The 24,700-nt window shown below is 48.7% G+C and carries 22 protein-coding genes; 10 read left to right on the forward strand and 12 right to left on the reverse strand.

The annotated features are described in order from the left end of the window. Positions 1–327: 327 nt before the first annotated feature. From KVT36_RS05795 to KVT36_RS05815, 5 genes are all read left to right on the forward strand, one after another. Positions 328–936, forward strand: a complete 609-nt coding sequence (locus KVT36_RS05795; protein ID WP_217602555.1) for an RNA polymerase sigma factor — start codon at positions 328–330, stop codon at positions 934–936. A 101-nt stretch (positions 937–1,037) separates the two neighbouring features. Continuing rightward, a complete protein-coding gene (locus KVT36_RS05800; protein WP_217602556.1) occupies positions 1,038–2,225 on the forward strand; it encodes a FecR family protein in 1,188 nt (395 codons plus the stop codon). A 267-nt stretch (positions 2,226–2,492) separates the two neighbouring features. Further along, on the forward strand, positions 2,493–5,948 hold the full coding sequence (locus KVT36_RS05805) for a SusC/RagA family TonB-linked outer membrane protein (protein ID WP_217602557.1): 3,456 nt from the start codon (positions 2,493–2,495) through the stop codon (positions 5,946–5,948). Between the two features lie 23 nt (positions 5,949–5,971). Continuing rightward, positions 5,972–7,573 carry a SusD/RagB family nutrient-binding outer membrane lipoprotein gene (locus tag KVT36_RS05810; RefSeq protein ID WP_217602558.1) on the forward strand — a complete coding sequence of 534 codons (1,602 nt, stop codon included), beginning with the start codon at positions 5,972–5,974 and terminating at the stop codon, positions 7,571–7,573. A 42-nt stretch (positions 7,574–7,615) separates the two neighbouring features. Then, positions 7,616–8,581 (forward strand): DUF1735 domain-containing protein, encoded by a 966-nt coding sequence (locus tag KVT36_RS05815; protein ID WP_217602559.1) that lies wholly within the window; start codon positions 7,616–7,618, stop codon positions 8,579–8,581. A 354-nt stretch (positions 8,582–8,935) separates the two neighbouring features. On the opposite strand, the gene KVT36_RS05820 is transcribed toward KVT36_RS05815, so the two are convergent. Both KVT36_RS05820 and KVT36_RS05825 read right to left on the reverse strand, forming a co-directional pair. Then, entirely contained in the window at positions 8,936–10,147 is a 1,212-nt protein-coding gene (locus tag KVT36_RS05820; protein ID WP_217602560.1) for a serine hydrolase, read from the reverse strand. Positions 10,148–10,299: 152 nt separating this feature from the next. Further along, entirely contained in the window at positions 10,300–10,956 is a 657-nt protein-coding gene (locus KVT36_RS05825) for a GIY-YIG nuclease family protein (protein ID WP_217602561.1), read from the reverse strand. Between the two features lie 211 nt (positions 10,957–11,167). Here KVT36_RS05825 and KVT36_RS05830 point away from each other — a divergent pair, with 211 nt between their 5' ends. Continuing rightward, the gene (locus KVT36_RS05830) at positions 11,168–11,923 is read left to right on the forward strand and encodes an endonuclease Q family protein (protein ID WP_217602562.1); all 756 of its coding nucleotides are present in this window, start codon (positions 11,168–11,170) and stop codon (positions 11,921–11,923) included. Then, positions 11,892–12,014, forward strand: coding sequence for a hypothetical protein (locus KVT36_RS32960; protein WP_256449943.1), 123 nt, complete (start codon positions 11,892–11,894; stop codon positions 12,012–12,014). The genes KVT36_RS05830 and KVT36_RS32960 overlap by 32 nt, the downstream gene beginning before the upstream one ends. Before the next feature lie 18 nt (positions 12,015–12,032). On the opposite strand, the gene KVT36_RS05835 is transcribed toward KVT36_RS32960, so the two are convergent. Genes KVT36_RS05835 through KVT36_RS05850 form a run of 4 tightly spaced genes read right to left on the reverse strand, consistent with a single transcriptional unit; the run spans position 12,033 to position 16,227 of the window. Next, the gene (locus KVT36_RS05835; protein ID WP_217602563.1) at positions 12,033–13,412 is read right to left on the reverse strand and encodes a di-heme oxidoredictase family protein; all 1,380 of its coding nucleotides are present in this window, start codon (positions 13,410–13,412) and stop codon (positions 12,033–12,035) included. Positions 13,413–13,436: 24 nt separating this feature from the next. Continuing rightward, positions 13,437–14,516, reverse strand: coding sequence for an imelysin family protein (locus KVT36_RS05840; protein WP_217602564.1), 1,080 nt, complete (start codon positions 14,514–14,516; stop codon positions 13,437–13,439). A 13-nt stretch (positions 14,517–14,529) separates the two neighbouring features. Continuing rightward, on the reverse strand, positions 14,530–14,955 hold the full coding sequence (locus KVT36_RS32965; RefSeq protein ID WP_217602565.1) for a Rieske (2Fe-2S) protein: 426 nt from the start codon (positions 14,953–14,955) through the stop codon (positions 14,530–14,532). Between the two features lie 18 nt (positions 14,956–14,973). Beyond that, positions 14,974–16,227, reverse strand: a complete 1,254-nt coding sequence (locus KVT36_RS05850) for a hypothetical protein (protein ID WP_217602566.1) — start codon at positions 16,225–16,227, stop codon at positions 14,974–14,976. A 224-nt stretch (positions 16,228–16,451) separates the two neighbouring features. Between KVT36_RS05850 and KVT36_RS05855 the strand changes: the two genes are divergently transcribed. Further along, the gene (locus tag KVT36_RS05855; protein ID WP_217602567.1) at positions 16,452–17,792 is read left to right on the forward strand and encodes an alpha-L-fucosidase; all 1,341 of its coding nucleotides are present in this window, start codon (positions 16,452–16,454) and stop codon (positions 17,790–17,792) included. 2 nt (positions 17,793–17,794) lie between these two features. Here the strand turns inward: KVT36_RS05855 and KVT36_RS05860 are convergent, their stop codons facing one another. After that, positions 17,795–18,259, reverse strand: a complete 465-nt coding sequence (locus KVT36_RS05860; protein ID WP_217602568.1) for a VOC family protein — start codon at positions 18,257–18,259, stop codon at positions 17,795–17,797. A gap of 223 nt (positions 18,260–18,482) precedes the next feature. Here KVT36_RS05860 and KVT36_RS05865 point away from each other — a divergent pair, with 223 nt between their 5' ends. After that, on the forward strand, positions 18,483–19,379 hold the full coding sequence (locus KVT36_RS05865; RefSeq protein ID WP_217602569.1) for an aldo/keto reductase: 897 nt from the start codon (positions 18,483–18,485) through the stop codon (positions 19,377–19,379). Here KVT36_RS05865 and KVT36_RS05870 read toward each other — a convergent pair. The 5 genes from KVT36_RS05870 to KVT36_RS05890 form a co-directional block, all read right to left on the reverse strand. Continuing rightward, positions 19,376–20,320: an MBL fold metallo-hydrolase gene (locus tag KVT36_RS05870; RefSeq protein ID WP_217602570.1), complete on the reverse strand. Its 945-nt coding sequence runs from the start codon at positions 20,318–20,320 to the stop codon at positions 19,376–19,378. The genes KVT36_RS05865 and KVT36_RS05870 overlap by 4 nt on opposite strands. Positions 20,321–20,514: 194 nt before the next feature. Then, complete coding sequence (locus KVT36_RS05875) at positions 20,515–21,018, reverse strand: hypothetical protein (protein WP_217602571.1); 504 nt, start codon at positions 21,016–21,018, stop codon at positions 20,515–20,517. 433 nt (positions 21,019–21,451) lie between these two features. Then, positions 21,452–22,984: a S41 family peptidase gene (locus KVT36_RS05880; RefSeq protein WP_217602572.1), complete on the reverse strand. Its 1,533-nt coding sequence runs from the start codon at positions 22,982–22,984 to the stop codon at positions 21,452–21,454. A gap of 396 nt (positions 22,985–23,380) precedes the next feature. Then, entirely contained in the window at positions 23,381–23,950 is a 570-nt protein-coding gene (locus KVT36_RS05885) for a hypothetical protein (RefSeq protein WP_217602573.1), read from the reverse strand. A gap of 17 nt (positions 23,951–23,967) precedes the next feature. After that, positions 23,968–24,342 carry a hypothetical protein gene (locus tag KVT36_RS05890; protein WP_217602574.1) on the reverse strand — a complete coding sequence of 125 codons (375 nt, stop codon included), beginning with the start codon at positions 24,340–24,342 and terminating at the stop codon, positions 23,968–23,970. A 157-nt stretch (positions 24,343–24,499) separates the two neighbouring features. Here KVT36_RS05890 and KVT36_RS32635 point away from each other — a divergent pair. Continuing rightward, positions 24,500–24,700: hypothetical protein (locus KVT36_RS32635; protein WP_254639858.1), on the forward strand; the 201-nt coding region annotated here is incomplete at its 3' end.

A 24,700-nucleotide genomic window follows, 5' to 3' on the forward strand; every position in this document is an offset into this window, starting at 1 on the left:
AAATTTTCTATTAATTTAGTTCCTGCAGTTTCCGGGAAGCTTCACCTATTTTATTGAAACCGAGCATGATAACCTTTCCCTGCCATACAGGAGAACTGCCAGAGGGGGGCGACCTGATCACCTGAAAAAAAGGATCGCTTGTGTTTAAAACAAATGAAGTACGTTCCTAATGAAGGCAAAACAGGTTTTCCAACCGGCCAGAAGGAGCAAAACGGAGCAACAGATCTGCCGGCATCATTGAACAGCAATGCTTTTAAGCAGCTTGTCCAACCGAAAGTGAAATAACATAAGAGTATAAACCGTGGCAACAAACATCTAACGGGTGAAATGCAACAGAGCTCCTATAACGAAACCGAACTGTTTAAGCGTATAGCCGAAGGAAATGAGCCCGCCTTCCGTCAGCTATTTGAGATGTACAGGCAACGGCTCTTCATTTTTGCGTACCAGTTATCGCATTCTACTGTCGATGCTGAAGAAATTGTACAGGACATTTTCTTAAAACTTTGGGAGAACAGGGCGCAGCTGGCCCTTATCAGCTATCCCCGTAAATACATCTATACCATGGCGCGCAACCGTGCCCTGGACCTGTTGGCTGCCCTGGCCAAAGATAAAAAGGCCATGCAGGCTATATGGGCCAATCTTTCCCCTTTGCAGAATGTAACAGAAGAGCTTTTGCAGGCGCAGGAAAGTCAGCGGCTTATTAACGAAGTGATTGCCCAGCTGCCAGAAAAAAAGCAGGCCATTTTCTGGCTCAGCCGCCGGGATGGGTTGTCGCACCAGGAAATAGCCCGGCAAATGGACGTTTCCGTGCAAACGGTGAAAAATAATCTTACGGATATATTAAAATATATAAAGTCGTACCTCTCCCGGCATGCACAATTATTATCCATTGTATGTTGCTGGTTAAATACTATAATCCTGTTTAAGCGCCATTAAGAAGGCTCTGGCACATAACGGAAAAATATATATATTTTCTTCCCGGTACTATCCCTTTTTAAAACAGTCTGTATAAGTACAGAGTACAAAAATGTCAACAAATGACGGGGAATTCCGACCGCCTCACCTATTTGTATAGGAAGTATATTAATGGAACATGTACGGAAGTAGAATTGCAGGAGTTTTTTGAATACATCGGCCAACCGGGAATGAAGGAAAAGCTGGAAGCGCTGGCCGATGAACACCTGGAAAATATACTTCCCGGAACGGCAGAACCGCCCATTGACTGGGAATATATGTACGGCAGGGTTACCCGCAATGCACTACCGGCAACGGGTAAACGAAATAAAGTAAAGCGGTTATTGGCATGGCCTGCCGTAGCTGCAGCCTCCATCATAGTTCTGATGGCGGCTACGGGGCTTTACTTCCTGTTCAGAGAAAAACATCATGAGCCGGCATGGGCGCATAACCGGTTTCAGAATGATCTGCCGCCGGGTAACAGTAAAGCGGTATTAACGCTGGCCAACGGCACCTCTATAGCGTTGTATGAAGGAAGCAGCAGCTTTCTTTCACAGCTGGAAAATACCCAGGGCCTGAAGCTGAACAGCGGAGAGCTGGTGTACGATACGCCCTCCGATGCTGCCGCCACAGCAGGTTATAATACGCTTACCACGCCCAGGGGCGGCCAGTTCAGGCTGGTATTGCCGGATGGCAGTAAAGTATGGCTGAATGCCGCATCGTCCATTACTTACCCGGTAACCTTTACAGGCAGCAGCCGTACAGTAACCATTACCGGGGAGGCTTACCTGGAAGTGGCCAGGAACCCGGATAAACCATTTAAAGTAATGGTGAACGGTATGGAGGTAACCGTGTTGGGCACTTGTTTTAACATTAATGCCTACACGGACGAAGCAGGGATCAGCACCACACTTTTAGAAGGAGCAGTAAGAGTAAGCAGGGGAAATAATATACAGGTGCTGCAACCGGGCCAGCAGGCGCAATTACAGCCCAACGGCACTTTCCGCCTGATGCCGGATACCGACACCGCCGCTGTTACCGCCTGGAAGAATGGCATGTTTGCCTTTAACGATGCAGATATTGCCTCTATAATGCGGCAGGTGAACCGCTGGTACGATGCGGAAATTGTTTACACCAGCGCCGTATCACAACATTTTGTGGGATCCATACCCAGGGATGTGCCGGTTTCCAAACTGCTAACTATGCTGGAGCTAACCGGAAGGCTCCGTTTCAGGATAGAAGGCAAAAAGATAATAGTAACGCAACCGTAATAAATATTATAGCTCAACCAAAGTAAAGTAATCAACCGTAAACCGTTTTCAAATAACTATTGAACGTCATCATTTTACCGTTAAGTAATTCGTATTAGACTTGTTATTTTATCACCTTTAAAAACAGCCAGCTTATTAATGTAGAGAAAACAACAAAATGAATACCCTTAAAAGGAAATAGGAATGTTGGTCGCATTCCCCTATTACCCTGTGGGTGATCTAAACCATCGTGTTCTGAACATTTATTAATCAACCAAAATCTAATCTATGATCTTCGCCGTCTGGTGCAGAGGCAGGCTTGTTACATCATTCCTGTCACTGGTATTATTACTCGCCGTTTGCCTGCCTGTAAGTGCCGGTACCTTACAAAGCATTACCCTTTCTTTAAAGGACATTACCCTGGACAGGGCTTTCAAAGAGATACAAAAACAAACAGGTTACTCCTTCCTATACTCAAGAGAAGACCTGGAAAAAGCAGAACCTGTCAACCTGCAGGTAAAAAATGTAGATCTTCAATCCGTATTAAAACTTTGTTTTCAACGTCAGCCGCTTACCTACAACATTGTAGATAAAGTGGTGATCGTAAAAAGAAGCACCGGCTCCACCAATGTAAGCGCTGAGGCAAGCATAACACCCGCGGCTGTGCAAGGGCCTGTGAAAGGAGTGGTGATCAGCTCTGATGGCGGTCCCGTACCCGGCACCGTTATCCAGATAAAGGGCAAAAGCTCCGGTACCGTTACGGATGGGGAAGGCCGGTTTGAGCTGAACGTACCCATTGGCACTACGCTGGTGATCCGTTCTGTAGGTTATGAGCAGCAGGAAATAAAAGTAGAGAGCGAGGCCGCCCTGCGCATTGTACTGAAAGTAAGCAATAGCATACTGGAAGAGGTGATCGTAACCGCCGGTGGTATTAAATCCAAACGCCGCGAAGTAGGTACCGCCAACACTACTATTAAAGCAGCAACGCTGGTGGCCGGAAAAGCAGTGAACATTGCCGGCGGCTTACAGGGTAAGGTAGCCGGTTTGCAGATCAATGCTACCAATGGTGGTGTAAATCCCAACTACCGTTTGATATTAAGAGGCCAGCGTTCCCTGACCGGTAACAACCAGGCGCTGGTAGTGCTGGACAACGTAATTGTACCTAACACCGTATTAGGTAACCTGAACCCTGAAGACGTGGAAGACCTGACAGTGCTAAATGGTGCCGGTGCAGCGGCTTTATACGGTTCTCAGGCATCTAACGGCGCCATCATCGTAACCACTAAAAAAGGTAAAAATGGCATTACGCAGGTAAAAGCATCTAACACTACCACCATTGAATCTGTAGCCTACTTTCCTAAGCTGCAAAATGGTTTTGGCGCAGGTGGCAGCTCTTATGGGTATGATGTTAACGGCAAACCACTGTTCTCCAACCTGGAAAACCAGTCATACGGTCCTGCATTTGACGGCACTAAAGTACCGCTGGGCGTGCCGCTGGAAGATGGCAGCCAGGATTCCGCTCTATATAGCGGCAACAATGAGCACAACAATTTCTGGCAGCATGGCTTAACCAACCAGACAGATTTTTCCGTTACCAGTGGCGATGATAAATCTACCTTCTACCTTTCTGGCCAGTACGCTACCACAAAAGGTACTACACCTAAAGATAAATTCAACCGCACCACCTTACGCGCCAACGGTACCCGTAAAATAGGCAGTAAAGTAAGCAGCACTTACGCTATTGGCTATACGCAGAACAGGTGGGATATTACCACGCAAACTGCCAGCATGTATGCTAACCTGCTGAACATGCCGCAGAACGTGGATATTACCAAGTATAAGAACTGGCAAACCGATAAGTTTGCCAACCCCAACGGGTTCTATAATCCCTGGTACCAGAACCCTTACTTTACCCTGGATAACAACCGTTCCAAAAGCCGGAATGATTATTTAACTGGTAACCTGGAGCTGAAATATTCCCCGGCTGAGTGGATTGACCTGACGGTACGCCAGGGTATTGCTACCAGGAATTACTCCGGCAAAACCTGGCAGGGCGCGTTTGATTATACGGCTTATGCAGAAACTACCAGCGGAGCGAAAACAGATATCCCTGCTGCGGTTTCCGATGAAAGCGGTTATATCACGGAGCTGCTCAGCGATGCATTTGCACAGTTCCGCAAAGAGTACGGAGATTTCAGCTTTAACCTGATCACCGGCGGCCAGTGGCGCCAGGACGAATCCAAGTTCGTAAATGTTAATGCAACCGGCTTAACCATCCCGGAGCTATATAACAGCAGTAACACTACTTCTAACCTGGGCGGTGGTGAGGTGAATTATAAAGCCCGCCAGATGGGTGTTTATGCTGATTTTCGTATCGGCTATAAGAATTTCCTATTCCTGCATGGTACCGGCCGTAATGACTGGGTTTCCATACTGTCGCCTGATAACAGGTCTTTCTTCTATCCATCTGTGGATGTATCTTTCATAGCCAGCGACGCCATTACCGCATTAAAACAAAGCCGCACCATTACTTACCTGAAGCTGAGAGGTGGCTGGTCAAAAGTAGGCCAGGTGAACCTGGGTAACGCCGGTGATTTTGGTGCGTACTACCTGCAGCCCACCTTTAGCCAGGCCAATGGTTACCCTTACAATGGCGTAGCCGGTTATACGGTGAATAATACGCTGATCTCCTCCAGCCTGAAACCGGAGATCACCAAAGGTTATGAAGCTGGTTTTGACTTAAACCTGCTGGATGACCGCATTACTACCAGTGTAACCTGGTACAGCACCAAAACCGATAACCAAACGGTAAATACTACGGTTTCCAGCGCTACCGGGTTCTCCGTTTTCCGTGTGAACAGCGGGCAAACCACCAGCCGCGGCCTGGAAGTAACCACACACGTAACCCCCATCAAAACGGCTGACTGGGATGTAACTGTAGGCGGTAACTATACTTTCCTGGACAATAAGGTAAATAACATCAGCGCGGATCTGCCCCGTTTATCACTGGCCTCCTATGGCAGCGGTACCGGTTCTTATGCCGTAGCCGGCAATATGTTCCCGGTAATTATGGGTAAGGATTACAGCCGTGATCCGGAAGGTCATGTGATCGTGGACCGTATTACCGGTACACCTAAAACAGATGATACCATTAAGATCCTGGGTAATGCGGTGGCGCGCCATCGCCTGAGCCTGGACCTGAGCGTACGTTTCAAACAATTTCGTTTAACAGCCCTATTTGAATACCGCGGTGGTTACATGGTGTTTAATAACATGGGTGGTGAGCTGGACTGGTCCGGTACCGGTTACAGGTCAGCAGCGTTTAACCGTGACCGTTTTGTATTCCCCAACTCCGTATATGAAGATCCTAACCATCCGGGCCAGTACATTAAGAATACCAACATCACCGTTACAGATGGTAATGGTAACTCCGGATTCTGGACCAATGATGAAAACCGTACGGTGGCCTCTAACTACATTACTTCCGGCGATTTCTGGAAGATGAGGGAGATCGCATTGTCATACGACGTGCCGGCATCCTTCCTCAGCAAGATCAGGGTTATTAAAGCCGCCACGATTAGTGTGCAGGCACGTAACCTGTTCATCTGGCTGGCCAAATCAAACTATTATACAGATCCTGAATACAGTGATGCAGGTAATGACAGCAACGGTATAGGCCTTACCGGCCTGGGGCAAACGCCTCCTTCCCGTTTTTACGGTGCCACCCTGTCATTGACATTCTAACTGCAGCTTAAAAAATCAGAGAAATGAAAAAACGCTTATTACTTTTTATATCCATAGGGATGGTTGTGTTGGGAAGCTCCTGTAAAAAATACCTGGATATCAACACCAACCCGAATACCGCTACCTCCGCTACGCCGGAAGTAGTGCTGCCGCAGGCAATTGTATATACGGCTGCCAACATCAGCAGCTTTAACAGCTACGGCTCCCAGCTGGTAGGTTATGCCGCCAACGCCGGTGGTTACGGTGGTTTTGGCGCAGCGGTCACCTACAATTTCAGTAATGCTACCAGCACCGGCTTATGGACCTCCTCCTACGACCTGCTGGAAGATTTCCAGTACGTGATACAGCAAACAGATACCATAGCGGATTACGGCTACTTTAACGCAGCAGCCCGCATTATGAAAGTTTTCAACTTCCAGCTGCTGGTAGATACTTATAATGATGTTCCTTACAAGGATGCATTAAAGGGCGTTAATGAGCTTACACCTGCTTATGATAAGGCAGAAGATATTTACAAGGACCTGGCCATACAGCTGGATTCTGCCATCACCATCATTAAAAATACACAAGCCAGCCAGGAAGGCAGCACCACCAGTAACGTAAAAGACCTGGGCAGCAGCTCTGATCCTATGTTCAAAGGCGACATGGAAAAATGGAAACAGCTGGCCAACACCATTAAGCTCCGCTTAATGATACGTGCCGGCAGCAAGGTTACTTTTGCCAGCACTGCTTTTGATGATGCCGGCTTCCTGACCACTGATGCCATTATAAACCCCGGTTATGCCAGGGATAATAACCGGCAAAACCCTGCCTGGAACACCTGGATATATACTTCTACCGGCAGCGCAGGCAATAAGGCCTGGATCCCTACTAAATGGATCCTTTCATTTTACGATGGTACCAAGCTGGATGATTACCGGGGTTATGCCATTTATTACCAGTTCCCAAGCACTACGGCCAACCAGCTGGGTTATGAGAGCAACAGCGTACCCTCTGCACCCGCAGGCAGCGCCTGGTTATCCGGCGCCAATGCAGGCAGCGACAGGGGCAGCACTACGGCCGGTGGCAGCATTGGCATTTTCAAAGCGCCCAGCGCCGGCGAGCCTTTGCTGTTAGCGGCTGAGAGTTTTTTACTGCAGGCAGAAGGCGTGGTAAGAGGGTTTGTTACCGGCGATGCAAAAGCGCTGTTTGATGCAGGCGTACTTGCCTCTTTCAAATATGATTATATGAAACCGGATGGCACCTTTGACCTGAATGGCTGGGATCCGCAGGTAGATTACGATGCTTACCTGGAGAACAATGAAGGCAGCTACCTGGTGCATTTTGACCTGGCCACTACGCAGCCGCAGCAGATAGAAGCCATCATTACCCAGAAGTATGTGGCGCTGAACTTCATACATGGGCATGAGGCCTGGAATGAGTACCGCAGAACACATTACCCTGCGATTACAAATGGTTCCTCAGATGCGCTGAAAACATTTGCATCCACACAATCCATCAGCACCCGTGCTGACAGGCTGCCTACCCGCTTACTGTATCCCAATACAGAATCATCCAACAACGGTACTAACATGCCGAAAGGGATCAATCCTTTTTCATCACTTATTTTCTGGGCAGCACAGTAAGGGGAGCCGTTTTGTGAAGTATAAACAATTAAAAAAAATACGATGAAATATATCATAGAGAAAGTATCGCTTGCTGTAATGGCGCTGGCATTTACTTCCTGCTTAAAGGATCACCTGGCCATGGATCCTGCACAGTCTAACAACGTGGTGGAATTTGAGAATACCGGTTCTATTGTATCACCTGCCGGCGCTATAGTGCCCCGGTTTGCAGTGGATCTGGGCAGCCTGGGAGTAGGAGAGTCTGCCAACATAAATATTAACCTGAGCTATTCAGGCGCGGAAATGGCGCCCAATGATATTACGGTAACGCTGGAGGTTGACACTGCTGCATTAAATGCATACAATGCAGAACAGGGGACGAACTATGTTGCGCCCCCTGCCAGCGTATACCATCTGCCCAGCAATATTGTGATCAAAAGCGGTACGCAAAAGATCCAGGTATATGTGGCTATTACCCGGAGCAGCGATTTTGATTTTAATGTGAACTATGCGCTGCCGTTAAAGATCGCATCTGCCTCCACCGGTATTATCAGCGGAAACTTTGGTACTGCGCTGTTTTCCTTTGCTGTGCGTAACAGCTATGATGGAATTTACACCATGACGGGATCTATGACAGATAACACCAGCTCCTCCCTCACGGGTTACTATCCGCTGGATGTGAACATGATCACTTATTCCGGTAATTCCATTGCCATGTATGATCCGGTTGTGGCCAAAACCTATGGCCATGCTATCAGGAGCGGCGCTACCGGCACCTCTTACTACGGCAGCTTTAGCCCGGTGTTCTTTTTTGATGATGCAGGAAAGATCACCTCCATCACCAATTATTACGGGCAGCTGTCCGGCGCCAATAAACGCTCTGCAGAGCTGGACCCTACAGGTGTGAACAAGATCACCTTTGGCGGCGATGGTAAAGTGGCTTCTTTTGAAGTAAGCTATTTTATGACGCAGAACGGCGCCGTAAGAACTTCTTTCAACGAAAAGTTCACTTACAAGTCATCAAGATAAATGAGTGCAGTTTTCTAACTGGTGCTTAGGCAAATCAGGAAGCTAGGTTGAGGCTTCCCCATAAGCGAGCATATAGCCCCCGGTTCACGGGGGCTATACTGTTTCATGGATAAAAAAAATCCTACCCGCCTGAAAGCGGATGGGAAATGACCTTGGATGTTGGTCGCATCACTGGTCTGCGGGTAAGCTACATCGTGTTCTGAACTTATTAGTCACCCGGACCAAAAGTATGAATTTAGCCAGTAATACGTCCGGAAACGGCCCCTTTTTTACATGAAAGGCTAGCGCGTTCTGACGGGCTGCGTTCTATCATCTACGTATAACTACGTATAAGGGTAGCAGTTAATCCGGCAATTATTTTATTGCACTTAATAGCTGCGCTATCATGCTGTTCATGGCTTTATAATCAATCCATCTTACTACGGCTACCAGCTCATGATCGGGGTCAACATAAATGAAATTGGTGCCATTGCCGATATGGATAAATGCATTTGCCGGTGCGCTGGCCGCCAGCTTATGATCTGTGTTCAGGAACCAATTCATATAACCATAAGTAGGCTCCGCAGCTGTAGGTGTAAGCGCTTGTTTAACCCATTGCTCAGACAACAGCTGCTGACCGTTCCAGTTACCCCGGTGCAGGGTTAGCAGGCCAAAACGGGCCATATCATATGCGCTGATGAACATACCACCGCCCCAATGCCCGCCGCCACTGACTGATTGCACGGGTGCGCCATCCAGCACGATCCACGCATTGCGGTAGCCATACCAGCGCCAGGTATTGGATGCGCCAATGGGGTCCATAATATGCTGCTTTAATACCTGCGGCAGCGGTTGCCGCCATACGCAGGTAGCTGCCAGCGCCAGGGCATTCACCCGCACATCATTGTACTTGTATACGGCGCCGGGGGCATTGCGTTTACGGTGCAGCCAAACTTCGGGATCATTGCCCACCGGACGGTCTGCCCAATCCGGCTTCCCCCATAAAGTACCTTCCCAGTCGCTGGTTTGCCGTAACATTACATCCCAGGTAAGGGTACGGTTATGCTCACCTGCAAAGGGATATAACAAAGCCGGCTGCCCAGGTGTGGAAGCCGTGCTAACGGGGTTATATACTTCAATGGGTGGTATATAAGGCGCTACGGTATCTGTTACGCTGCGTATAAGCCCATGGTCTACCGCCACGCCTATCACGGATGATAAAAAACTTTTGGTAACGCTGTTGGTAATATCTACACGCAGCGGTTCTCCCCACTCCGCTACAATATAACCTTTGTAGATGATCACACCCGTAGGCTCTCCCCGTTCAGAGAACGGGCCTATGCCTGCGCTGTACGGCTCTTTCCCAAACTGGATAGCCTGGGTAAGCTCCTGGTTGCGGGGATATTTGGATTCATTATCGCGTGCAAATTTAATAGCGGCCTGTAATTGGGCCGAATCCAGCCCCAATGCGGCGGGCGGGCGGTGCTGCCATTCTCCGCGGGGTGGAAAGTAACTTTTGGTTTTGGATTGTGAGTAGGTAAGCAGGGTATAGCCCAACAGCAGGGTGAGGAAAAAGAAACGTTTCATAGGGATAAATTACGCACTTTTTCCCATGTCTTTCTCATGTGTTTCTCATGTCTTTCCCTACTGGATCCCATGTTTCTCACTAGTCCATCCCTAGTGAAGTTCATGTCAGGGTTTAAATATGCAGGCAATTTCTTTAAGGAGGAGTAATAAAATTAATACAGCTGGTTACGCAGGATGCGTTTGATCATTTGCACGGTAGTGCGGGTGGTTTGGCCTTTATATTTTTCCACCACTTTGGTTTCGCTCATGCCGGCGCCTAGGTCGCTTACAATGTACCACCACTGACCCAGGAATTCGGCGTTGGGCGTGCGGTATTGAAGCAGGCGTTTTACGGTGGTGATAACCGTCATGCTAACGTCGCCGTCATGCAGGGCAAATACCTCGTCAATGCTCAGGCCTAGGGTAAGATCATCGGCAATACGCGAATAGTCGTGCAGGTATTTTTCGTTGGCTTCCATTACCTGCAGCATGGGATTACTGCTGTACTGGATCTGGGTATGTTTGCTGCGTTCCTTTGGTTTCTGTACCCAGGCAAAACCGCGGGCAATATTATCACAGATCACCAGATCATCCGGCAGCAGCTCAAACCATTCACCCTTTACGCGTTTATGCTGGAAAGCCATGTGCAGGCTTACTTCCAGGTCATCCATAAGTGTAGTGGTGTATTGGCGTACCAGGCGGAAAACAATAGGCAGGTGGGTATGATAGGAAGAAAGCCTTTTTTGCAGATCCTGCGTTTTGCCGATCTTATAAAGGTTCTTCCCGGTTTTCAGTACATATACGGAATGTCCATTTTGCACCTGGTCCATGTACACGAAAATAAATAAATTATCAGTATGAAAAATGGTTTTTAGTCCATGGGCCATAGTTGATGGTCCATAGCCCGTTCATGAGGGCTGTTCAGCAAGTATATGCAGGGGTTTGGAGCCCTATTCCAATTCTTGCTCATCTTATGCAATGGACCATCCACCATGGACCATCGACTTTCCTTATCTTTACTATTTACCCCCCGTCATTTGTATGTTCTATATAGCAGACCTCCATATCCATTCCCACTACTCCCGTGCTACCAGCAAGGATCTTAACCTGGAAACCCTCTATCAATGGGCCCGGGTAAAAGGCATTCATGTAGTAGGTACCGGCGATTTTACGCATCCCCAATGGTTCAAAGAATTACAGGAAAAACTGGAGCCCGATGGCAATGGTTTGTTCCGCCTGAAGAACCCGCCCGCCACACCGGCACTGCCGGGTATGAAGGTGCAGGATATTGATGTACGTTTTTGCCTCACCTCAGAGATCAGCTCTATTTATAAGTACGGGTATAAGGTGCGCAAGAACCATAACCTGGTATATGCGCCGGATTTTGAAACCGTAGCCCGCATCAATGCAAAGCTTTCCACTATCGGTAACCTGGCTTCAGATGGACGGCCTATATTGGGTTTACCATCGCGCGATCTGCTGGAAATTGTGCTGGCCGCTTCCGACCAGGCCTACCTGGTGCCAGCGCATGTGTGGACACCCTGGTTCTCCACCCTGGGCTCCCGTGGCGGTTATGACAGTATCGACGAATGTTTCCGTGATCTTTCGGGTCACATCTTTGCTATTGAAACCGGCCTGTCATCAGACCCCGCCATGAACTGGCAATGGAGCGCGCTGGACCGCTTTACGTTAATATCCAACTCAGATGCACACTCGCCCCAGAAGCTGGGACGGGAAGCTAACCTGTTTAATACAGAGCGCAGTTATGAAGGGCTGTTCAATGCATATTCCCGATGAGCTGCGCGAAGCGGTGAAGGCTGCCCCTAAAAAAGAAAAAAGCAAAACCGGCGAAGACCAGCTTTCACTGTTCCAGGCCGGTTTGCCTTGATAGATCTATAAATGATTCTTAAATAGACTTCAGGAAACGTATCAGTGCATCCCGCTCTGTTTTACTGAGGGCTGCAAACTGCTGGCGGCTTTTTGACGCCTCGCCGCCATGCCATAAAATAGCTTCTTCCAGCGTGCGTGCACGGCCGTCATGCAGGTAAAAAGGCGTACCGTTTGTTTTTTCAAACAGGCCTATACCCCACAATGCCGGTGTTTTCCATTCATTCCCGTTTGCCGTAAAGTCCTGGCGGCCATCACCCAGGTCCGCGCCCAGGTCATGCAGCAGCAGGTCGGTGTAGGGGTGAATGCGCTGGTTGCTTAATTGCTTAAAGCGTACATCCACTCCCGTTTGCACGGTAGGTTTGTGGCAGCTGGCGCAACCGGTTTGCGCAAACAATTTTTCACCCTGTTGTACCTGCGGGTCTGTTACACTTCTGCGGGCCGGTACAGCCAGGCTTTGTATGTAAAATGCAGTAGCGTTTAAAATAGAATCCGGCAGCTCCGGGTCATCCTTTAACCCATCAGCCGGCGGCTGCCCAAAGGAGCTTTCTTGCGGAAATACGGTGCTGGTAATACCCATATCCTGCTGGTAGGCAGCAGCCACCTGGGTAAGGATGGTAGCGGTATTGGCCTTCATTCCAAAACGGCCCAGCATCATTTTTTTATTCACGGGGTCCCAGGTATAGTTGGGCCGCCCGCTGATACCATCGCCATCTGCATCACCTTCATCTGCAAAACCCAGCACCGTGGATTCAGGGATGTTCTGTAACAACCCTAATCCAAAAAAGGGCGGCGCCATACGGGCAGAGATAACTACGCCGGAAGGCAATGGAATGTAAGGATTCAATATTGTATACCAGGGTTTGCGCAGTGTTACAATAGTGCCGTCCGGGTAAGTAAAAGGCTGGTCGGTGTAGGTGGCGCCTATCTTTGCCTCCGGCTGTTTGCCAAAAATGGCCACATCCTGCAGCTGCAGGCCAAAGCCGGGCACAGGCGCCGGTCCGCCATGTTCGTCGGTACCGGGCATGCTTAAACGTACCAGCATGGAAGAGCTTACCAAACCCGTGGTGGGATTGCCTTTCCCGTCGTTATGATGGCAGCTTACGCAGCTCACATTATTAAAGATGGGGCCTAAGCCGCTGTTAATGGGCGCAGGCGCTGTTACAAAGGTTTGCTCCACGGCATGGTCGCCCAGCTCATGTGCATGTTGATCATTGCTATTCATGCCATCCATCATATGCCCAAAGGCTTTGCTGGTTTCATCAAACGCGGTGGCAGCGCCTCCGCTCAGGCGAATGTCGTATTCATTGTCCTCAAAAGTGGCTGGCTTGCTACACATTATTACCATAAATGGTAAGGTAAGCAATGCTGCCACCAGGTATATCTTCCTTATCTGCATGTGGTGTATAATAAGCTACCGGCCTTAGTCGGTAATGTTGGTAATGATGAAAGGCTTCAGCTTTTCTTCCAGTGTTGCTTTCAGATCATTAATGGCATTCATGGTATTCTGGCATTGTACTTTCTGGGTCAGAATGGCCTGCTCATAAGGTACCGTAATGCTGTTGAATGAGGTGATAGCTGCCTGGAACTTCTGCTGGATCTCATTATCCAGGGAAATGTTCTTCATGGCCACCAGCTTGTTTAAGCCGGTACCTTCATTACCCAGGAATTTGCAGATGTATACGTTATATGCGCCGGTAATGTTGTTCTTAAAGTCAATAGCAGAGTTACCGCTGAAAGGTGATTCCACGATCTGCGGGTCCTGCGCATCAAAGGGCTCTTTCATTTTACCACTGCCTACTTCGTCACAAATACCTATCAAACCATCTGCAATGGCAATAAAGGCTTCCTGCTTTTTGGCAAATACGGTGCTGCCGCTGCCGGCGGTTTGTACTTTGCTGGCATAGTTGCCGCCTTCCGGCGCCCAGCTGGTGTACAGTGCCGTACAAATATTCTTCAGGTCCAGGGAAAGGCTGGTGATGTATTGTTTCTGGCGGGCCGTAATGGAAGCTGCGGTGCGCTTACCGTCTTTACCCCACAGCACATATTCTATCGGGTGGTAACCTCTCAGGGAAAGGGTGCTCAGGTTCTCAATGTCTGTCAGCTGCAAAGCATTGCTACTGGCCAGCAGGGAGTCCATCTGCACATAATCCACCGGCCAGGTGTCCATGTTGGGATCGTAGTTATCATCTTCCACAGGGCCAAACAGGTAACCTTCACATTGTTCCCAGGTGCTGCGCATATCGCGCCAGGCTGCCTGCGCAGCGGTAAGATTTGCATCGGTAGCGCTGCTGTTCAGGGCTGTGATGGCGTTGTTCAGAGTAGTGGCTTTATCTTTCAGGTTGCTGTAGCCCGGCAAGCCGGTTTTAGTAGCAAAATCCACCAGCACGGTGGTTTTCATGGTATTGAAATCTTCATTGGTATCACCGCCGTTGTTATCATCTTTACTGCACGCAAACAGGGTTAAGCTACAGGCTGCCAATAGTATGGATAATTTTTTCATGGTGTTTTACTTGTTATATATGTATGATAAGGTTTGTGTCGTTGGTTTCTGTGGCCAGCTGCAGCAGGCGCTTTTCTGCAGGGCCTTTTTTCACCAGGCCGGTTTTATCAAACTGGCTGCCATGCAGGCTGCATAGAAAACCGTTGCCGGTAGGTATCAGCTGGTTGGCCTGGTGGGTGCAGCGCATTAACAATGCCTCATAGGTGTTATCCGCATTCTTGCGCACGGCAATTTCGTATTCATAATTCTTAGGGCTGATGATCTGCAGATCGCCGGTGGCGAATAATGATAGCGGTACTTCTACCCGGTTGTTATTTACGGAAGTCTTAAAACCCTTCATGGTAGTGCCGCAGGCATCCAGCACATCGGCCATGGAGAAAGCAGCAGCGCTTAACAGGCAGGCCTTACACGTATCTTTGAGGAAGTTTCTTCTATTCACCGTTATGCGTTTTCAGGTTTAGAATGCGTAGCCAATACCTACGTTCAGGAAAGTATTGTTTGTTTTATAAGGGATGCGCGCCGGGCTGGGATTAATAACCAGCACGGGATTTTCATCGCCGGTATGCGCCAGCCGTACATCTGCCTTAATGGCTACGTTAAGAATGGGCAGGTAGGTGAGGCCGGCTATCAGGTGTTGTTGTTTAAGCGTACCATCATAAATGCCATTAGCAGGAACGGAGGAATTCAGGTCAAACACCTCGTAACGTGCAAAGGCATTCAGCTGCTGCTCTTTGTACTTGATACTTTTTTCCAGCAGGTTATAGGCCAGTTCTGCATAGGCGCCATACATTACCTTACTTACGTTGTTGGCGTAAGCTTTGTTAATGTCGGCTGCATCAGGGTAAGAGATAATGCTGCCAATGGCTTTAAAGGCAAACCCGTTATGCGAATATTGTATGTTGGCCTCACCTAAATAAAGGGGCAGCCCAAATGCGCCGTGGTGCAGCTGCAGGCTGTCTGACTGGCGTTTGTTGGCGCCATTGGTGCCACCCATATAACCGGATACCTGGAAGCGGAAGTTCTGCCAGTAGTACTGGAGGGAGGCTGTAATGGCAATATCGTTGGCAAAAGCGCCGGAGCCTTCTGCCCGGCCTTCTATAATGCCGGTGCCATGTTCAAAAGAGGCTGCGCTTAGCCCGTTTAAGAGCGCAATGCTATAGTTCAAAGGCTGGCGGCGTAAGCGGCCGTAAAAGCCAATGCCCAGCTCACGCCAGGTGGCGGGTATAATAAGCTGCTCTACCAGCGGGCGTTCTACCCCGTTAAAATTCACCGGCAGGTGGTTTTCATTGAGCATACCAATGCGCGGGGTGAATAAACCTGCCACTATATACTGGCGGGGATTCAGGTTAAAGCGCAGGTAGGCCTGCTCCATAGCCAGCTCCCCTTTAAAATTGTCCTTACTGTCTGACCCGGCTTCCACCACAGCATTTTCCAGCTCCATTTCACTGAAGAATGAGATTTTGTCATTGAACCGGTGCCCAATGAATAATACCGCTCTTTCCAGCGTAGCCCTGGACATTTCTTCATTAAAGTTCCGTTGATAGAACGCAGATCCATAACCGGATACTACCGTTTTATTTGTGGCCACACCGGCATTCAGGGAATCTTCGTTGGTGCGTAATACTAGCTGCTGCGCAGGAGTGTACTGTTGTGAGTATAGGAAGGGTATAGCGATGAAGCATCCCGCCAGACATAAAAGGACCTTTTTCATATAAGCATTTCGTGCTGCAAATGTGCTGCATCATATCTATGTCCCGTTTACGCAATCGGGAAATATTTTTATCTAAAGCGGAATATTTGGGAAGCGGGGGTGTTTACTACCTGATTTTATATTATCAAAGCCTGATACTTTGTTGTAAAGGCCGGGATTAGGTATACAGCCACCTGGTTTTGATTGTATCTTAGGTACCTTAACAAACCAGCATCGTAATACTTATGCGTACTATTCCGATCCTTTTGCTGCTGATCTTAACCGGCAGCATGGTCTACCCGCAGCAAACCGCCAACAAACCTGAAAGAGAGCAATGGTTCATGGATATGGGCCTGGGCATGTTCATTCACTGGAGCGTGGATGTGCAGCTGGGCGCAGTGATCAGCCATTCTATGGCCGGCGCATCGGAAAATTATTTGCAGAAGTTCACCACGGAGCTGCCTAAAACCTTTAACCCTAAAAAGTTTGATCCGGAGGAATGGGCCGTGCTGGCAAAACTGGCCGGCATGAAATACGTGGTGTTCACTACCAAGCACCATGCAGGGTTCTGCATGTGGGACACCAAAACCACAGACTTCAGCATTATGCATACCCCCTTTAAGCGCGATGCGCTGAAGGAGATCATTACGGCTTTCCGTAAACAGGGCATAGCCATTGGCCTGTATTTTTCACCGGAAGATTTTCACTACTTCTGGAAACATAACATTCCCCTGGGCAGAATGCAGGTGCCACAGCACTTCCCCGCCCAGAACCCGGAGCTGATGGCCTATGACAAGGCACAGGTAAAAGAGCTGCTTACACAATACGGAAAAATAGACCTGATATTTTTTGACGGTCCGGCAGATGGATTAAAGGAATATGCCTGGCAGCTGCAGCCGGATATACTGGTAACCCGCGGCGCCATGCGCACACCGGAGCAGGAGCTGCCCAACCAGCCGGTGCCCGGTCCCTGGGAAGCCTGCTTTACCATGGGTACAGACTGGCAGTGGAAACCTACCAACGATCCCCACAAATCCGGTACAGAGATCATTAACATGCTCATTGAAACCCGCGCCAAAGGCGGTAACCTGCTTATGAATGTAGGGCCCAAGGCAGATGGGGAGATCCAGATAGAGCAGGAATCCCTATTGCGTGAGCTGGCTTTATGGAATATGGCCAATGAGGAAGGCATTGCCGCCATCCGCCCCTGGAACATTATCCGCGAAGGCAACATCTGGTTCACCAAAGCAAAAACCGGCAATACCGTGTATGCCTTTGTACCTGCCGGTACAGAATGGAAATATGGAGAGCGTAAGGATCTGGTGCTGAAAACCCTGGAGGGTAATGCACAAACCAAAGTATCCATATTAGGTTATGCCAGTGAGCTGGTGGAGTATAAAAAGGATTTTGATGCGCACATCTATGTACAACCCACCCCTGTTGGGCTGGTGATCAGCGCTGTGAACGGACAGCGTTTTTACACCAATAATAAGTGGCCCAACCCGGTAGTGCTGAAAATAGAGAACGTGCAGTATAAACCGAACGAGGATCACTCTACCCGGGCCCACCTGGACGGCGCTAAATAATTTTAGTATTTATCATCATTCACCTCTACCCAATACTTATCAGGGTCCTGCAGGTACACCTGTTTAACACCATCTACCCGGAGGGTATACTTTTGCTTTTCGCCCTGCCAGTTACGGAAAGGAATGTTCAGCTTATTCAGCTTAATAATAAAATCATCTATGGAGGGCACGCTGAAGCATAAGTGTGCAGCTATATCATGTTCTGAAACTTCCCTGGCAGCCTTGATCAGGTGCAGCTGGCTGTGGGGGCCGATCTTCAGCCAGGTATGTTTGCCGTCGTGGAAGGGTTCAGCCAGGGTGTCTATCTCCATTACATCGCGGTAAAAAGCAGTGGCTTTATCCAGGTCGTATACGGCAATGGCTATATGATTTAGTACCGGGCTTTTGTGCTGCGCATGCGCGTTAAATGATAATGTTATGATACCGGCGCAAAAGAGCAGGCCGGCGCGTACCAGTTTTTTCTTCATACAACAATATACGCAGCGGATCTTACACGCACAATAGACTATCCTGTTACTATTTTATAAATGAGTAAGGCTAATCAATCGTCATTGCGAGAAGCCCGGAAGGGCGACGAAGCAATCCCCAGCCATTCGGGAGATTGCTTTGTCGCCCCACACGCCCTGGCTTTATTTTGCTCCTCGCAATGACGCGATTGGTATATGAAAGCGAATGCCCTAGTTTTGCTGTATGAACTACAAATTATTAGGCAGTTCTGATCTGAAGATCAGCGAAATTGCTTTTGGGGGAATGTCTTTACAGGGTAGTGATGCGGACAATGCCGCTCTAATACAGCAGGCGCTGGCCGCCGGTATCAATTATTTTGATACAGCAGATCTGTATGACAAAGGCGCTAATGAAAGCACACTGGGCAAGGCTTTACAGGGCAAACGCAAAGAGGTGATCATTGCCACTAAAGCAGGTAACCAGTGGCGGCCTGATGGCAGCGGCTGGGACTGGAACCCGCGGAAGGAATATATTTTAAGCGCCGTAGAGGGCAGCCTGCAACGCCTGCAAACAGATTATATTGAGCTGTACCAGCTGCATGGCGGCACGCTGGAAGATAATATTGATGAAACTATTGAAGCCTTTGAACGGCTGCAGGAACAGGGCAAGATCCGTAATTACGGCATTTCCTCCATTCGCCCGAATGTAATACGCGCCTATGTGGAAAGGTCCCGTATCGTAAGTGTAATGATGCAATACAGCCTGTTGGACCGCCGCCCGGAAGAAACCTGTTTTGAGCTGCTGCAGCAGCATAATATTGGGATACTGGCCCGCGGCAGTGTAGCCAAAGGTTTGCTGGTAAATAAACCTGCTGCTGCGTATTTAAATTATACGGCAGAGGAAGTACAACGCGCAGCCAACGCCGTTAAAGCCCTTTCCAATGCACAACGCGGCCCTGCGCAAACAGCCCTGCGTTTTGTGCTGCAGCAAGGGCCGGTAACAGCTGCGGTGGTAGGTATACGCACGCCTGAACAGCTGCAGGATGCAGTGGCGGCAACTGATGCTCCTTTGCTGAATACCGGGGAGCTGGAGCAGTTAAAAGCGGCGGTAGCGGTGAATGTGTATGAGCAGCATCGTTAAAATACCAGCAGCTTTCCCTGCTCAGGGAAAATAAGCCGCAGGTGTAATGCATTCATGCTGGTTAGCTGTTTATGAATAGCAACTTCATTATTACCGGAAGGTTTAATATGCGTGATCACTACCGGAAGCCCATTCACAGCATGCGGCCCGCCCAGGCTATCCAGCGTATGCATTTCCTGCATCAGCAGGCTGGGGGTAAGGTGCCCGAATAGCTGCTTCCGTGGCTGTTCTTCGGGGAACGATACTTCTATAAAAATAGCTTTCAGCTGTTTGGCTTTCAGCAAAGGCGCTACGGTTTGCCATAACTGTAACAGCTTATCAGACCCTTCAACAGCATCTGCACCGGTATCGCCCAAATAAAGTAAATAAGCATCTTTAGAACGCACCAAAAAGGCGGTGCTCTGTAAAGGAGCGGAGTGACTTAACGGGAACGCCTGCACGCTTAGCTCCGTTTGCGTAACAGGTGTTGCTTCACCGGGCCCCATGGGGCTGTAATGGTATTTTTTCAGCTGCGGGGTTTCACCGGCATCGGCAAAGTTGGCCCAGCTTTTCCAGGAAAAGTATTTGTCTTTGATCACATCCAGGCAAAAAGGCAGGCCGTAAATGGTCTTGGCCGTATCATCCGGGGAGTTGATGATGAGCCCTGCCACATGATCCAGGTGAGGATGGGAAATGAAGTATGCTTTTACGTTTTGCCTCAGCACATCACCCGCCGGTTTTTTAAAAAGGCCGTTGTGTACTGCTTTTTGCAGGCCGGCGTGTAAGGTGCCTGCATCCAGGCATATGTAGTTGTTGGATCCCTGCGGGGCTACCAGGTAAGCGGAAAGATTGCTTTCATCCATACCACCTTTTACACCCAGGGGAATTACCTTAAAAGCCGGGTGTTGCGCAACCGCGCTAAAGTATAGGATGGTGCAGATAACAGAAAGGAAATACTTCATAGATTAAAGATACTCATTCATCCACCAATAGTTCTGTAGCCAGCTGGTGGGTTGCTATATAATCATCGTACCGGTCAAAGTAATCATCCTCTCCCCCACAATACATGCAATCACCATTTCATAGAATGTATGGTAATGGAAAACGGTTACCTGCCCGGTGCTGGCATCCTTAAAGATTAACTTGCCGGCAGGGTTCATAGCGCGCCTTCAAATAACATTTTTACGGAGTAGTTGCCAAACCGTATCTGGCTGCTGGCATGTGGTAATAATTTTTCCAGCAGGGGCGCCAGCTGGATCCGCTTTTTTTTGCAGGCTTTCAGCAGATCGTTGAAGTACATGATCTCATCCCGTGCATCCGGCATCAGGTCGCGCATCATAAAAAAGGTGAGCGCATATTGCAGGTTTTGCTGATCTGCTATTATTTCATCTGTGATGGGCGCCAGGAAATTTTTCAGCTGATGCGTTTGCCCAATGAGTTTGGCGATGGTATGTACATTGCCATAATTGGCCTGTTCCAGGCATTCCAGTATGGCCTGCCGTATAAAGGCCAGCTCCGGCTGTATGGTAAGCCTGAAGGCCTGTGTGGCGGCCTGCATAGTTTTTTCCCACTCCGGCTGCGTAAAATCTACAGCCGGCTCTTTGTATGCTTTGGTGATCTCTTCATCAATCAGCTCAACCTTTGATCGTATATCCGCCATGGCGATGAATATTATTAAGGACTTTAAAGTGCTTCATGTTATCCGGGTGCACCATGCCCGTTATTCCGGCCTTCTGCATCTTCATACTACCCCTGGTACCGGAAAGGTACCAGTCCTTATCTCCTGCTAACTTACGTACGTTACCATAAATATCCAATTTGCAGGCCAATACTTTTTTTTTACCTCATTACAGGCTTCGCAGGCATGCTCCGCTGGTTGGTAACATAGTGTACTGCGATCTGAGGAAAATATTGCTTTCAGCAGGATAGGGATGATAGGTAAAGGCGGTTAATTCAAATATAAATAAAACCGGCAATAATTTACGGGGGGGATGTGAACAGCGCAGGTATGGAAATGCCTGAAATGCAAATGTGCAAATGACCGGTATCCGGCAAAGCAGGATCCTTCATTTGCACATTTGCAGATCTGTACATTATTTTCTGAAATCCACCATGCCATTAAACTGGCCGGAGGTAATGGAACGTTTAATATTTTTACGCAGGCTTGGATCCGCTGTCATACGCAGCTCTGTAGATGCCTGGCGGAACCTGCCGGTGCTGATATAGCTGAATATTTTGCTCAGGTGGTCGTCGCCGGTGCTGCCCCAGGGGATGTTTACATAGTCTGTAGCTGCCTGGTCCGGCGCTATGCCGGAATAATACCCGCCCTGGTTGGATGCATTCTTGGTTTCAAAGTTAATGGCATACAGGTCGGCCAGGTAATTTTCCTTGCCGGTGCTGTCATAATCCGAAATAGTATAGCTGAAAAAGCCTACTGGTTTGCCGTAGGTAGTGTCGCCTACCAGTTTTACGGTCATATACGGCTTCAGGTTGTTCAGCGTTAGCTCGCTGGCAGAAGCTGTTTGACCAGCAGTGATAAAAAATACTTTTTCCAGTGACAGGCCGCCAGTGGCGCTGAATTTAATAGACGCCGGCAGGCCGGTAGCCGCCAGGTTCTGCGTCAGCTTATCGTTATAGGTGTAGTTGTACATTACCTTGTTCTGCGCGCTGGACGGCGCTATGGCGCTATCCAGGTATTGCGCGGTAGATACGGCCCCGCCGGTATTGTACCGCAGATCCACGATCAGGTTACTGATATTGGCGGATTTAAATTTGGCAAACAGCTGGTCCAGCACCTGTTTGGTAGGCGTGGCTGCACCGCTGGTATTGGTTACACTGGAGTAAGTATAGAACACGAAGTAACCTACCTGTTTTCCGCTTACGGTATAAACAGTATCAAATAATACCGGGTTTACATTGTAAGAGGAAGGCGTTAGGGTAAGTGTAGCGGTAGTGCTGTTAGCTTTCTTAAAGGTAAAGGAGGTTGCGCCGGTAGGGTTATAGACCGCATTGGTTACCTTGGTAGTGTTAGCGCCGCCGTTATCATACGCAATATTATCATCGCCGTTAATAGCGGTTATTTCCCAGCCTCTCTGTACGCCCTGCACACCGGCCGGGCTGTTCTTATCCGCATATAGCACCATCAGATGGCTGGCATCGTTCTGGTCCAGGGCATAGGTTACTTCCATTCCCAGGCTGCCGTTGGTGCCGGCTGCTTTCTCGATCACACCGTTCTGCAGCTTATTGGCAAGGGAGCCGGTACGGTCCAGGAAGCTGTAGCGGTCCAGGTTGTTGCCGTTCAGCTTAGGGTAGCTGATCATGGTGCTCAGCAGGTCTTCCGCTTTGGCGTAGGAAGTGCTGAACGGGTCAATGGAAGGCAACTGGCTGTACCAGTAGTAGGTAGGCAGGCCTTTGGCTGCATTCCGGCCGCCATCTGCATACGTTACCTGCATAATGCGGTACATCAGGTATTTCAGTGAATCCTCGTCAGTACGTGCGGTGCCATTATTCCCGGAGTTATCATCCCCCGGTGATGTTTTATCTTTTTTACAGGAAAAGAACACGCTGCTGCAAAGCAGGCTCATTATTATCATGGGCATTCCGGCCGATAAAAAATGCTTTCTCATTCAAACTTGCATTTAGCTGATTAATAGTTGGCTTACCACGTTACAATGGTACTGATCTGGTAAAACATATAAACGCGAAAAAAGTGCATTTGTGCGAATGGCTCGACGAAAAGCGCAAATTGATCGGTGAAGATTACCATTAATTGCCCTATAATAATACGAATTTCTTTTAATACGGGCAGACAGTGGAAACCGTTGCCCTGGGGAATTGAACAAATTTTAATATAACTGTCAGGAGTGGCTGGTTAGCGGTTAGCAATTAGCCGTTAGCCGTTAGCTGTTAGGGCCGGTTATGCATTATGGAAATAGTACAGTAATGGCTACTGTTGTTAACAATAAGAAATTAAGCAACAACTGCCCACTAATCCGCTACGATCCTAACAGCTAACCGCTCTCCTAATTCGCCGCTGCAATTATCGCCGTAACAGCCACGCCTATGCCTAAGCCGCCAATGCCCCAGTACAGCTTATCCAGGAAGCTTCTTTTCCGCGCCTGGTTCACCTGTTTAATAGCATCTCCGATAATAATATTGGTATTATTCAGCTGCGTGGATACATTGTTCAGTGTATCCTTTACAATACCAATATCACGGCTGGTGCGGTCCAGGGAAGTAATCGAGCTGCGGAATAAAGAATCGAACTGCAGCTTCAGGTTGGTATAATCCTGCTGGCCATTGGTAATCATACTATCCTGCTGCTGCACCAGGGTTTCGTAGGAGCGCAGGATCTCGCCACTGTTGCCGCCCTTACGGAATTGCTGGTAGGCCGACTGGTAAATGGAAAAGTTACGGCTGTTCATCAGCAGGCTGCTATCGCACTGAATAATAATAGTATCGCCGTTGGTAAGCCGGTAGTTGCTGCTGCCGGTGCAGGTGTTAAAGAATTTGAGCCGGCCCTGCGCAGCAGTGTGCAGCACGGACAGCAGGCCTGCCAGTAACAACAGGCCGCATTTGAGGTTAGTTTGCATGGGGTTATGTATTTATTTTATTTCAGGTCTTCGGTAATAATATCATCTGTTGGCTGATAGTTGCTCAGTGTTTTGATCCGGTCTTTAATACTGTCTATTTTTACTTTGCTGTGCTCATCCCGTACGCGTTTTTCCAGGTCCATCAGCTCTGTTCTGTAACGGATATCGTTGATCAGCGCTTTTTGCCGGTCCAGGTTAACCTGTATGGAATCCAGGCCATTGCTGGCATCCTGCAGCTGCACCATAGCGCTGTCCAGCGTTTTACGCGCCAGCTCCAGGTTGCGTACCGCCTGTTTTAATCCTGCATTGGAACCAAACAGGTTAAAGCCCAGGTTAATTACAAGCACGCCGATAATTACAAATAAAAGAATTTTTGGGGCATTCGTGTTCATGGCAGTAGATTGTTGGGGTTATATACTATTTATAACAAATGTAACGCAAAAAATTTAAAGGGGAAGGGGGGGCACCGTTCATAAAAATAACCCTTAACATTGTTTTGAACTATTATTTTTACGGTCTTATCGCTAAAATTAACACGTCTATCGTACTATGAGGAAAATAATCGCAACTGCCCTGGTGCTGGCTGCTTTATCAGCCCAGGCGCAAACAGTGGACAAGATCAAAGATCCCGCAGATTGGGTGAACCCGTTAATGGGTACCGCTTCCAAACACAGTTTGTCTACCGGTAATACTTACCCGGCCATTGCCTGTCCTTGGGGAATGATCTTCTGGATGCCGCAAACCGGCAAT

The organism is Chitinophaga sp. GbtcB8 (genome assembly GCF_019091455.1).
GTDB lineage: Bacteria > Bacteroidota > Bacteroidia > Chitinophagales > Chitinophagaceae > Chitinophaga.

Coding starts and splice junctions, on each gene's coding strand:
- KVT36_RS05795 (WP_217602555.1), top strand. CDS start 328: ATGCAACAGAGCTCCTATAACGAAACCGAACTGTTTAAGCGTATAGCC.
- KVT36_RS05800 (WP_217602556.1), top strand. CDS start 1,038: ATGACGGGGAATTCCGACCGCCTCACCTATTTGTATAGGAAGTATATT.
- KVT36_RS05805 (WP_217602557.1), top strand. CDS start 2,493: ATGATCTTCGCCGTCTGGTGCAGAGGCAGGCTTGTTACATCATTCCTG.
- KVT36_RS05810 (WP_217602558.1), top strand. CDS start 5,972: ATGAAAAAACGCTTATTACTTTTTATATCCATAGGGATGGTTGTGTTG.
- KVT36_RS05815 (WP_217602559.1), top strand. CDS start 7,616: ATGAAATATATCATAGAGAAAGTATCGCTTGCTGTAATGGCGCTGGCA.
- KVT36_RS05820 (WP_217602560.1), bottom strand. CDS start 10,147: ATGAAACGTTTCTTTTTCCTCACCCTGCTGTTGGGCTATACCCTGCTT.
- KVT36_RS05825 (WP_217602561.1), bottom strand. CDS start 10,956: ATGGACCAGGTGCAAAATGGACATTCCGTATATGTACTGAAAACCGGG.
- KVT36_RS05830 (WP_217602562.1), top strand. CDS start 11,168: ATGTTCTATATAGCAGACCTCCATATCCATTCCCACTACTCCCGTGCT.
- KVT36_RS32960 (WP_256449943.1), top strand. CDS start 11,892: ATGAAGGGCTGTTCAATGCATATTCCCGATGAGCTGCGCGAAGCGGTG.
- KVT36_RS05835 (WP_217602563.1), bottom strand. CDS start 13,412: ATGCAGATAAGGAAGATATACCTGGTGGCAGCATTGCTTACCTTACCA.
- KVT36_RS05840 (WP_217602564.1), bottom strand. CDS start 14,516: ATGAAAAAATTATCCATACTATTGGCAGCCTGTAGCTTAACCCTGTTT.
- KVT36_RS05850 (WP_217602566.1), bottom strand. CDS start 16,227: ATGAAAAAGGTCCTTTTATGTCTGGCGGGATGCTTCATCGCTATACCC.
- KVT36_RS05855 (WP_217602567.1), top strand. CDS start 16,452: ATGCGTACTATTCCGATCCTTTTGCTGCTGATCTTAACCGGCAGCATG.
- KVT36_RS05860 (WP_217602568.1), bottom strand. CDS start 18,259: ATGAAGAAAAAACTGGTACGCGCCGGCCTGCTCTTTTGCGCCGGTATC.
- KVT36_RS05865 (WP_217602569.1), top strand. CDS start 18,483: ATGAACTACAAATTATTAGGCAGTTCTGATCTGAAGATCAGCGAAATT.
- KVT36_RS05870 (WP_217602570.1), bottom strand. CDS start 20,320: ATGAAGTATTTCCTTTCTGTTATCTGCACCATCCTATACTTTAGCGCG.
- KVT36_RS05875 (WP_217602571.1), bottom strand. CDS start 21,018: ATGGCGGATATACGATCAAAGGTTGAGCTGATTGATGAAGAGATCACC.
- KVT36_RS05880 (WP_217602572.1), bottom strand. CDS start 22,984: ATGAGAAAGCATTTTTTATCGGCCGGAATGCCCATGATAATAATGAGC.
- KVT36_RS05885 (WP_217602573.1), bottom strand. CDS start 23,950: ATGCAAACTAACCTCAAATGCGGCCTGTTGTTACTGGCAGGCCTGCTG.
- KVT36_RS05890 (WP_217602574.1), bottom strand. CDS start 24,342: ATGAACACGAATGCCCCAAAAATTCTTTTATTTGTAATTATCGGCGTG.